Source organism: Dokdonella sp., assembly GCF_049593775.1.
Lineage (GTDB): Bacteria > Pseudomonadota > Gammaproteobacteria > Xanthomonadales > Rhodanobacteraceae > Dokdonella.
In genome coordinates, this window is the sequence record NZ_JBAWHJ010000057.1 from 1 (window position 1) to 10,255 (window position 10,255).

At 59.5% G+C, this 10,255-nt stretch carries 9 protein-coding genes; all 9 read right to left on the reverse strand.

The genetic code is table 11. The features are described 5' to 3' along the window. Window positions 1-318 precede the first annotated feature (318 nt). Window positions 319-714: a glycine cleavage system protein GcvH gene (gcvH, locus tag WBP53_RS02075; protein ID WP_423925442.1), complete on the reverse strand. Its 396-nt coding sequence runs from the start codon at window positions 712-714 to the stop codon at window positions 319-321. A gap of 75 nt (window positions 715-789) precedes the next feature. Further along, entirely contained in the window at window positions 790-1,875 is a 1,086-nt protein-coding gene (gene gcvT, locus WBP53_RS02080; protein ID WP_423925444.1) for a glycine cleavage system aminomethyltransferase GcvT, read from the reverse strand. A gap of 189 nt (window positions 1,876-2,064) precedes the next feature. Next, window positions 2,065-2,511: an NfeD family protein gene (locus WBP53_RS02085; protein WP_423925446.1), complete on the reverse strand. Its 447-nt coding sequence runs from the start codon at window positions 2,509-2,511 to the stop codon at window positions 2,065-2,067. Between the two features lie 13 nt (window positions 2,512-2,524). Next, window positions 2,525-3,487 (reverse strand): SPFH domain-containing protein, encoded by a 963-nt coding sequence (locus tag WBP53_RS02090; protein ID WP_423925448.1) that lies wholly within the window; start codon window positions 3,485-3,487, stop codon window positions 2,525-2,527. Between the two features lie 87 nt (window positions 3,488-3,574). After that, window positions 3,575-4,900 carry a sensor histidine kinase gene (locus WBP53_RS02095; RefSeq protein WP_423925450.1) on the reverse strand — a complete coding sequence of 442 codons (1,326 nt, stop codon included), beginning with the start codon at window positions 4,898-4,900 and terminating at the stop codon, window positions 3,575-3,577. 246 nt (window positions 4,901-5,146) lie between these two features. Then, window positions 5,147-6,490, reverse strand: coding sequence for a sigma-54-dependent transcriptional regulator (locus tag WBP53_RS02100; RefSeq protein ID WP_423925452.1), 1,344 nt, complete (start codon window positions 6,488-6,490; stop codon window positions 5,147-5,149). 199 nt (window positions 6,491-6,689) lie between these two features. Next, the gene (locus WBP53_RS02105) at window positions 6,690-7,901 is read right to left on the reverse strand and encodes an ABC transporter permease (protein WP_423925454.1); all 1,212 of its coding nucleotides are present in this window, start codon (window positions 7,899-7,901) and stop codon (window positions 6,690-6,692) included. Window positions 7,902-8,013: 112 nt separating this feature from the next. Next, window positions 8,014-9,318, reverse strand: coding sequence for an ABC transporter permease (locus WBP53_RS02110; RefSeq protein WP_423925456.1), 1,305 nt, complete (start codon window positions 9,316-9,318; stop codon window positions 8,014-8,016). Between the two features lie 69 nt (window positions 9,319-9,387). Further along, a complete protein-coding gene (locus WBP53_RS02115) occupies window positions 9,388-10,140 on the reverse strand; it encodes an ABC transporter ATP-binding protein (RefSeq protein WP_423925458.1) in 753 nt (250 codons plus the stop codon). Between the last annotated feature and the right edge of the window lie 115 nt (window positions 10,141-10,255).

Below are 10,255 nucleotides of genomic sequence, written 5' to 3' on the forward strand. Positions count from 1 at the left end.
CGAAAAAAGTCTCTCGACACGGACAAATGACATCGCGCGAGCGACAGACAATCGATTGATCGAATACGAATCACAGGATGGATTTGGATCACCCGGATCGCAGTCCACCCGGCATCCGAATAGCGAACCGCGTGCAGTCAACGCGTTCTCGAGAATCGCGGGATCGCGAGAAAGGGCAAGCGCTGTCACTGACACGGGATTCAGGTCGTCAACGAGGTGACATCAAAGCAGCGCAACACATCAAGCCCGGACAAAAAAAAGGACCGGCATTGCGGTCCTTTTTTCTGGTTTGTCTTTTCAATATCCGGAAGGAATGACCTAGTCTTCTTCGTTCTCGATCATCTCGGCATAGGCATCCGGATCAACCAGGTCCTTGAGCTCATCGCGATCCGAGAGCTTGACCACGAACATCCAGCCTTCTCCGTAGGCGTCCTCGTTGATGGTTTCAGGCTTGTCGGCAAGATCGTCATTGACGGCGACAATCTCACCACTTACCGGCGAGTACACATCGGACGCAGCCTTGACGGACTCCACCACAGCCGCAGCGGTGCCAGCCTTGGCCATGTCGCCAACGTTGGGTAGCTCGACATAGACGAGATCGCCCAGCAACCCTTGTGCATGATCGGAAATGCCAATCGTGGCCGTACCGTCATCCTCAACGCGTACCCATTCATGTGATTTCAGGAAACTCAGATCGCCGGGAATTTCTTTCATGTTTGCGGGCCTGGATTGGAATTGATGAGTGGAAGAGGATCGGGGGTTGGGAGTCTAGCAGTCAAGCACGGTCGTTCAGTCGATGAGCGTGGACTTGCCGTCTCGCGCGAACGGATACTTGACCACGCGAACCGGAACTTCGCGGCCACGGATATCTACGCGAACGTTTCCGCTGGCGCCGGACGGAATCCTGGCGAAGGCGATGGCCTTGCCCAGGGTTGGTGAAAAGGTTCCCGAAAGAACTTCGCCCGGACCCGATTCCGTCAGCACCACCTGGCCGTGTCGAAGCACGCCCTTCTCGTCCATCACGATGCCGACCATGCCATGGCCGACTCCTGAGGCCTTCTGCGCAAGCAGCGCTTCACGGCCGATGAAATCGCGCCCTTCATCCAGCGAGACTGTCCAGGCAAGACCTGCCTCCCAGGGCGTGATCGATTCGTCCATGTCCTGGCCGTAAAGGTTCATGCCCGCTTCCAGGCGCAGCGTATCGCGCGCGCCCAGACCTGCCGGTACAACGCCGGCAGCAAGAAGTCGCTGCCAGAGATCCGCTGCCGCCGCTTCGGGCATGATGATTTCAAAGCCATCTTCCCCTGTGTATCCGGTGCGTGCGATGAACAGCCCTTCGGCCTGCATGGCGACGAACTTTCCGATCTTGAGTACGCTCTGCGCCATTTCCTCGCCGAACAGCGAGGCAACCCTGAAACGTGCGTTCGGACCTTGCACGGCGATCATGGCCAGATCTGCGCGCTCGGAGACACTGACCTCGAATGACTTTGCCTGCTGGTTGATCCAGGCCAGGTCCTTGTCTCGTGTCGAGGCGTTCACCACCGTACGAAAGAAGTCTTCGCCAAGGTAATAGACGATCAGGTCATCGATCACGCCACCCTGCGCATTGAGCATGCACGAATAGAGCGCCTTCCCCGGCACCTTCAACTTGTCGATGCTGTTGGCCAGGAGATGGCGCAGGAACTCCCGAGTGTGCGGCCCCTGCAGATCCACCACGGTCATGTGGGACACGTCGAACATGCCTGCATCGCGGCGCACTGCGTGGTGCTCCTCGATCTGCGAGCCGTAGTTCAGCGGCATGTCCCAGCCACCAAAATCGACCATTTTTGCGCCCAGGGCACGGTGTGATTCGTTGAGAATTGTTTTGCGGGTCATGTCCTGCGCCTTTTGCCGAGGCGCGAATTATAGTGAATGCGGATCAGGCTTGCCGAGACCGCAGCCCTGCACGGCACGCAGCCGGCTGGAATTGGGCAGAGGATGCGTCCCGGAGGTCAGCCGAGTGCCCCGCACAAGGCGACAGGACGCGGCGCGGCATTCCACGAATGCGCGTCACCGCAGACTTGATCAGACAACCGTCAGCGTGGTGCCGTTGACACTGACGACTTCAACGATTGCACCGACCGCCTTGTCGTCGCCTTCGGCCAGCCAGACCGAATCGCCGACCTTGACCTTGCCGCGGCCGTTGACGATGGCCTCGGACACGGCGACCCGACGCCCGATCATGCGCGCACCCTTCCTGTTGAGCAGGGGCTGATCGTCCCGCAACTCGGTTGCCGGGCGGATGTACTTCCAGTAGACGAAGCAAATCAGGATCGACAGAACGGCGAAGATGATGGTCTGGGCGAGAAAGCCCAGGCCCGGGAGGACCAGCATGATCAGTCCCATTACCGCTGCAGCGATTCCGATCCACAGAAGGAAATAGCCGGGCGCAATCAACTCGGCAGCAATCAGCACGAGGGACAGAACCCACCAGCCGTAACTTTCGAGCAACTTGGAAATGAAATCGTCCATCGGATCTCCAGTTTTAGCGGATGATCGGCGCACCCGGTCGCGGCGGCGGCGGCGGCGCTTTTGCATCCGACTTGTCGAATGCGCTCTTGGCGATTTCAGTGATGCCTGCAAGCGACCCAAGGATGCCGGTCGCCTCGAACGGCAGTATCAGCATTTTCTGGTTGGGCGAATGAGCCATCTCCTTGAGCGCCTCGACATACTTGGTGGCGACAAAATAGTTGATCGCGTTGATGTTGCCGCCGGCTATGGCATCCGAAACCATGGTGGTGGCCTTGGCTTCGGCCTCGGCCAGGCGTTCGCGTGCCTCGGCTTCACGGTACGCCGCTTCCTTCTCACCCTCAGCCTCAAGAATGGCGGCCTGCTTCTCGCCATCGGCCTTGAGGACGGCCGCCTGACGGAAACCTTCCGCCTCAAGCACGTTTGCACGCTTTTCGCGTTCGGCCTTCATCTGACGCGCCATTGATTCGATCAGGTCGCGCGGCGGCGAGATATCCTTGATCTCGATACGCGTGACCTTGACACCCCATGGGTGCGTTGCCTCGTCCACCACGGCCAGCAACTTGGCGTTGATCACGTCGCGGTTGCTCAACGATTCGTCGAGATCCATCGAGCCGAGCACAGTGCGGATGTTGGTCATGACCAGCGCCAGCGAGGCCTGCTCAAGATTGGATACTTCATAGGCCGCCTTGGCGGCATCCAGCACCTGGTAGAAAACCACACCATCGACTCGGACAACCGCATTGTCCTTGGTGATGACTTCCTGTGATGGGACATCGAGCACCTGCTCCATCATGTTGATCTTGTGGCCCACGCTTTGCACGACCGGCACAAGCAGGTGGAATCCGGGCGACAGTGTATGTGTGTATTTGCCCCAGCGTTGTACGGTCCACTCATAACCCTGCGGCACGATGCGCACGAGCTTGGCCAACACGATGAAGACCAGTACGACAACGATGATTCCGATAAATCCTGGCATGGTGCTCTCCCGGCACTGATTGTCCCTGCAATCTATCAGGACTTCGCCGCAAGGAGTTAACCTGGACACTTCGGCGGCCCAGTCTGATCAGGAAGCGGGCGGAAATCCGGGCTGCGGCAGGCTTAGCGCAACAGTGAGACCGCCGTCATTCCTGTTCGCCAGTTGCAGTCGCCCGCCGTGGGCCTCGGCGATCTCACGCGCCAGTGCCAGGCCAAGACCCGTTCCGCTGCGCTTGGTCGAATAGAACGGCAGTAGTGCATGCGCCAGGACTGCTTCGCTCATGCCAGGCCCGCGATCGCGCACCTCGATGCGCGCTTCCGTGCCACGGCTGGTCACGGCGAGTTCTATTTCGCCGGCGTCGCCGCCGGCTTCGAACGCGTTCTTCAGCAGGTTGATCAGCAACTGCTCGATTTGACCGCGGTCAAACCAGACCGTGCCGGCCGGTGCCGGCTGCGCCAGCCGGAATTTCGAATGCTGACCCAGTGCTTCCAGGAACGGGCTCCACTCCACGAATGATGGCTGGGGAGTCGGCAGCTTCGCGAAATGGGCATAACCTTGAACGAAGCCACCCAGATGGGTGGCGCGCTCCTCGATTGTCGCGAACACCACGCCAAGTTTTGCAAGTTCACCGAGCCTGGCCAGTTCACGCCCCGAGTGCGCCAGCGAGCGAATCGGTGCCAGCGAATTGTTGAGTTCGTGACTGACGACGCGGATCACCTTCTTCCATGTCGCCACTTCCTGCCGCGAAAGCTCGCGCGTCATCCGGCGCAGATTGATCATGCGGTGGGTGCGGCCCTGCAATTTGAAATCGCGCTGGGAGAGATGGAAGGTTTCTTCTTCCTCGCCGATTTGCACGCTGAACAAGGCATCCTGCGTGCCTGAAAGAGCTTGCGCGAGCTCAGGGGCGGCTTCAGCCACGATGTCTTCGAAGCGTTCGCCGTTCATGGCACGGCCTTCGTTGAGCAGTGCGCGCGCGGCTAGATTGGCATGCACCACATGTCCACCGGGCTCAACCAGAACGAGCGCGTTCGGCGTGTTCTGCACAACGGTATCGAGCAGCAGTTCCCGCTGGAACAGGTTCTGGCGCTGGTCGCGCAAGACGCGCCCCAGTTCGTTGTGCGCGGCAACCAGGTCACCGACCTCGTCGCGGCGCGTATTGCGGATGGAGAAACTGAAGTCGCCGTCGCCGAATGCCGAAACACTCCCCGACAATGCGCGGATCAATCCGGCGACCGGTCTGGCCAGACGTCGAGCAAATACGAGCGTGGGAAGCAGCATGATGACGACGGTGGCCATCGCCGCCAGCAACATGGATTCCACCCAGAACAAGATTACATAGAGCACGGTCACGGTCAGCAGGGACCAGCCGAACAAGGCAGCTGCAAGCTTTCCCTCCAGTGAAAAAATTCGCATCGCGATCCGGATTCCAGAATACTGATGGACGTCGGGAGTTCAGTTGGCAGAGAACGGCATCGTCCGATCTTGTGTACGCTTCATGCAGACGCTGGCAAGGCACACCCGCCGCCCTTCAGGCAAAGAGGATAGGCGAAACAGGGGGCCTGCATACAGGGCCGGCGAGGCGGGACACGCGAAATCGGGAATGCGACGGATTTCAATGTGGGCCTGGCAATCGCGAGCATCAGTGCGGACACACTTCGCTCAGCTTTCAATGCCCATTTTTTCCATGCGCCGATACAGTGCCTGACGCGACAGCCCAAGATCCGAAGCTGCCTGACTGATCACGCCGCGTGCACGCAGCAAGGCTGCCTCGATCATTCCCTTGTCGGGTTCGGACTCCGGCGCCATGCGGCCGCCCGAAAAGCGGGCCGGGCCCAGGGCCAGATCGCGTGTGGTGATGATGCCGTCGCTGCACAGCAGGCTTGCCCGGTCGATCGCGTTCTTCAGTTCGCGCACATTGCCTGGCCAGGCATGAGCCGACAATGCCGAACGAGCGCCGCTGTCCAGAGTCGCCCTGCCCTGCAGAAAATGTTCGGCCAGCGGCAGGATATCGTCCGTGCGTTCGGAAAGTGCTGGTAGTCGAAGCTCGATGACATTCAGGCGATAGTAGAGATCCTCGCGGAAACTACCGTCCCGGATCTTGGCAGCGAGATCCGAATTGGTCGCGCTGATGACGCGAACTGCGACTTGACGGGTCTTGCTCGAACCCAGGCGTTCGAACTGTCCGGTTTCCAGCACCCGAAGAAGCTTCATCTGCCCGGCCAGCGGCAGGTTGCCAATTTCGTCGAGGAACAAGGTGCCGCCATCGGCCGCCTCGAACCGCCCCTCGCGGGCACGGTTGGGCGCACCGGTATACGCGCCGGGGTCTGCGCCGAACAGTTCGGCCTCGATCAGTTCGGAAGGCAGCGCGCCGCAGTTCACGGTCAGGAACGGGCCGTTTGCGCGGGTCGAGTTGGCCTGCACGATCTCGGCGATGCGCTCCTTGCCTGCACCATTCGGACCCGTTATCAGTACCGAGACATCCGCACGCGCGACTTGGCAGGCCAGTTCGACGACGCGCTCCATTGCACTGGAACAAAAGACGATGCCACGCAGGTCGAATTTATCGTCCAGCTGCTTGCGTCGTCGGCGACGCTCATCGCGGAATCGGGTCACTTCGCGGGTGGCTTCCGAGAGTTCCAGAAGGTTTTCGACAGTGGCCAGCAGCTTGTTGTCGTCCCAGGGCTTGCTGATGTAATCACCGGCACCGGCCTTGATCAGTTCCACGGCCGTTTCCAATCGTGTCCACGCTGTAAGCAGGATGATCGGCAGATCGGAATAGTCGCGCCGGATCGCCCGATACAACTCGATGCCTTCCTCGCCCGAAGTTGTATCCGAACTGAAATTCATGTCCTGAACGACGAGGTCGATATCTTCCTTCGCGAGCATGGCCAGACCTTCGTCCGGCGAGATTGCCACCAGGGTGCGGATATCACGCAAGCCGAACAGCACGTCAAGCGCGGTGCCTACGGCCGGATTGTCGTCGATCACCAGTACGGTGCGCATGGTTCGGGTTCTTTCAGGGCATCGACGCATGGCTGCTTGGATGCAGCCAGGCGGGAAAGGGTTACATGGATTCTACGGGATTCGGGATTCGGGATGACCAGCCATTCGGCTGCTGAAGGCCGGGATTCGAAGAAACAGCATTCTCGATTGATGACTGGTGGTTGCTTATGCGAATCTCAAATCCCGATTCCCTGCACCTTCAGACACTCCGCGTCGCAACCGCGGGCGGCACGCGTGACGCACGAATGGCGGGGCCCAACACAGCCAGTTGGCCCAACACCCACAGGCAAACAAAGCCGATCGGCACGTAGTACCAGGGCAATCGCGGCGACTGATAGTTCTGCATCATCCACAAACTGAAGGCATAGGCGAGCACCGCACCGACGACCAGTCCAAGCGTGGTGATGATGAAGTTCTCGGTCTGGAAGTAGCGAAGGATGTCTGTTCGTGAAGCACCGAGTGCGCGCCGTGTGCCGATCTGACGCGTGCGTTGCGCCACCCAGAAGCTGGCCATGCCCACGATTCCGAGGGCAGTGACCGCGAGCAGGGCCACGATCACCGCGCTGAGAATGATCGCCATTGCGCGATCTCCCGCATAGGCCTGCTTGCGTGTTTCCTCCATGGTGCGGATCCTGCTGATGATTCGACTGGAGTTGGATTCGGAAAGCTTCTGCTCGACCTGGCTGATCACTTCGTCGCGCCGGCCGGGTTCGGTGCGGACGAGGTAGCCCGACGAATTCCCATACGGCATGTTGCCGGGCACGAAGGTCGAATTCTCGACGTTGTCGCTGCTCATCCAGGGTTGTTGCAAGCGTTCCACGATGCCGATGATGGTGCTGGTCGGACCCTCGTCGCTGAAGTAGATCTGCTTGCCCAGCGCACCGCCGTCAGGAAACATCTTGTCCGCGACCGCCTGAGTCACGATGATTACCGGCGGACGCAGGGTGTCGCCTGCATTCAGGTCGGTAATTTCCTCGGGCTTGAAGTCGCGACCTGCAATGAGGTTTACACCGAATGCATCGAGTCCTTTTTCAGACACCAGGTAGACAGCGGTCGACGTGGTTGAGGTTTTCTGCTGAGGCTCGAGGCTGAGTCCCTCGCCCCAACCGCCATCGCTCATCGGCACCGAATTGGCTGTGCTGGCCGAAGCGACGCCGGGCATCTGCTGGAGTAGCGCCAGGTCTTCACGGATCGTCGCCTGTGCATCGAAACCCTGACCGAATCCGGAACTGCCCAGAAAGAACGTGTCTGTCTCGTTCATGCCGCTGGGCCGGCTCATGTGATCGAGTCGCTGACCAATGATGAACAGCGCATTGCAAACGATGGCCAGGGTCATGGCCACTTGCACGCCGATCAGGATCATCGAGACCTTGCTGCGCATCAGGGCTGAGAGAATGGGTCGGATTTCCATGGCTTTATTCCGGGAATGGGGAATGGGGAATGGGGAATCGGAAGAGCGGATGGGACCGGTGCGAGCTCGTAGCTCTTGCCATTCCCTGTTCCCTACTCCCGATTCCTGGCAATCAAATCTTCAATTGCGCTGCCGGCTGAACGCGACACGCTCGCCAGGTCGGGTAGACGCCAGCCAGTACGGCCGAAGCCACGGCAAGCGCGACGGTCAGGGCGATCATGGTCCAGTCGAGGTGGGCGACAGTCTTGTAGTCCGAATACAGAGCACGTACAGCGAGCAATCCGAGACCGGTCAGACCGAGACCGAGAATTCCGCCGCTGAGTCCAACAACCCCGGACTCGATGAGGTACTGACTGAATACATCTTTTCGACTCGCGCCGAGTGCGCGACGCAGACCGATCTCGCCAGACTTGCGCGTGAACTTGGCCAGCAACAAACCCACCGTATTGACCAGACAGACCAGGAGGAAGGCGAAGGCCAGGCCGGTCTGCACCTGTACGTCACGCGAAACGACTTCCTGATCGGCCATCCACTCGTTCACGTCGAGGAGTCTGTTGTTGAGCGGCCTCGCGAAGCGGCCGAGCTTCTTCTGTTCGCCGACATAGCTGTCGAGGAAGGACTTGTATTCGGCCAGGCGTGCTGGTGAATCGAGCTGCACCCACATCTGGATCCAGACGCAATCGGAGTCGAGATAGGCATCCCATCCATCGCCCGCATTTTTCCAGCACTGGTTGTTGCCACTGGCGCGCTTTTTCAGGTCCATGGCCGAGGTGAACGGCATGAAGAATTCATCCGGACTTGCAAATGCGCCGTTGGTCAGGTCGTAGTAGCGCGAGCGCAGTTTCCAGTCGTCGAGCACGCCGACGATGGTGTAGTCGATGTCGTCCATGCGCACGGTTTTGCCTACGCTGTCCTGTCCGCCGAACAGCTTCTCGTTCATCTCCTTGCCGAGCACCACAACGCGTTCGTGACTGACGTCCTGATCATGGCTCCAGGGACCGCCATACTGGAACGGTGGCTCGAACATGCCGAAGAAGTCCGCGTAGGCAACCCGACCCAGCGAGCGAAATGGCTTCAACTCCTTGTTCTCGGGCTGAATCGGCAAGGCCAGCTTGAACATCGCAGACTGCTTGTCGGCCTTGGCTGCGCCCATCAAGGCCACAGCATCGCGATAAGTGACCTGGTCTGGCGGCCGACCATCATCGGAGAACGGCTCGTCCGGGCCCCAGTTGTCCAGTTGCACGTAGTGCAACTTGTCGCTCTTCCACGGGATAGGATCGCTGCCCATCAGGTGCATGACCGTCAGCGTTGTCATGCTGGCGGCAATACCAAGACCAATCCCGATGACCATCAACGCGGTCAGGATCGGGTTGCGACGCAGGCTGCGCATGCCGAGTTGGAGGTAGTAGGTAAACATGGCTTGGTTCCGGGATTCGAGATTCGGGATTTTGGATTCGATGCTCGCAAGCACGATCCGCCTCAACGCTTACTGACTGCTTGCAGTGCTCGCCAAGCGATCTTCCGATGTGTGATTTCCGCTGCCAGTCGACGTCTCGCGCAAGCGTGGTGCCTCGTCAAAATCAGTGACCTGGCCGTCGATGACATGCACGTTGCGCTGGGCGCGTGCAGCCAGTTCCGGATCGTGCGTCACCATGACAATGGTGGTGCCCTGTCGATTGATTTCCTCCAGAAGCTCGAGCACGCCGCGCGCCATCAGCGAATCCAGGTTGCCGGTTGGCTCATCGGCAAGCAGCAATCGTGGCGAACCTGCGAGTGCGCGTGCGATCGCAACACGTTGTTGCTGGCCGCCGGACAGCTCCGAGGGGTAGTGCTTCATGCGCGAGGACAAACCGACACGAGTCAGTGATTCCTCAATGCGCTTCTTGCGATCGGCTGCTGCGAAACCGCGATAGCGCAGGGGCACATCGACATTGTCGAACAGGTTCAGATCTGGAATCAGGTTGAAGCTCTGGAAGATGAAACCGATCTTCTCGTTGCGCAGCTTCGAGCGCGCATTGTCATTGAGGCCGCTCACGTCGACGCCATCGAGAAGGTACTCACCGCCTGAAAACTCTTCCAGCAATCCGGCGATGTTGAGGAACGTTGTCTTGCCGGAGCCCGAAGGTCCGGTCACGGCAACGAATTCGCCCTCGCGCACGTGAATCGAGAAGTCCCGCAATGCATGGGTTTCGATGAGGTGGGTCTGATAAACCATTTGCAGGTGGGTCATCTTGAGCATGTCGGTTCCTCGTCAGGGTGTTGGGTTTGGGCCAAGGGATTCGAGATTTGCGATTTGCGATTCGGGACTCGGGATTCGGGATTCGGGATTCGGGATTCGGGATTCGGGATTCGGG

What these genes read in the sequence shown, in the direction of transcription:
- gcvH (WP_423925442.1), bottom strand. Translation starts at nt 714, where the DNA reads ATGAAAGAAATTCCCGGCGATCTGAGTTTCCTGAAATCACATGAATGG.
- gcvT (WP_423925444.1), bottom strand. Translation starts at nt 1,875, where the DNA reads ATGACCCGCAAAACAATTCTCAACGAATCACACCGTGCCCTGGGCGCA.
- WBP53_RS02085 (WP_423925446.1), bottom strand. Translation starts at nt 2,511, where the DNA reads ATGGACGATTTCATTTCCAAGTTGCTCGAAAGTTACGGCTGGTGGGTT.
- WBP53_RS02090 (WP_423925448.1), bottom strand. Translation starts at nt 3,487, where the DNA reads ATGCCAGGATTTATCGGAATCATCGTTGTCGTACTGGTCTTCATCGTG.
- WBP53_RS02095 (WP_423925450.1), bottom strand. Translation starts at nt 4,900, where the DNA reads ATGCGAATTTTTTCACTGGAGGGAAAGCTTGCAGCTGCCTTGTTCGGC.
- WBP53_RS02100 (WP_423925452.1), bottom strand. Translation starts at nt 6,490, where the DNA reads ATGCGCACCGTACTGGTGATCGACGACAATCCGGCCGTAGGCACCGCG.
- WBP53_RS02105 (WP_423925454.1), bottom strand. Translation starts at nt 7,901, where the DNA reads ATGGAAATCCGACCCATTCTCTCAGCCCTGATGCGCAGCAAGGTCTCG.
- WBP53_RS02110 (WP_423925456.1), bottom strand. Translation starts at nt 9,318, where the DNA reads ATGTTTACCTACTACCTCCAACTCGGCATGCGCAGCCTGCGTCGCAAC.
- WBP53_RS02115 (WP_423925458.1), bottom strand. Translation starts at nt 10,140, where the DNA reads ATGCTCAAGATGACCCACCTGCAAATGGTTTATCAGACCCACCTCATC.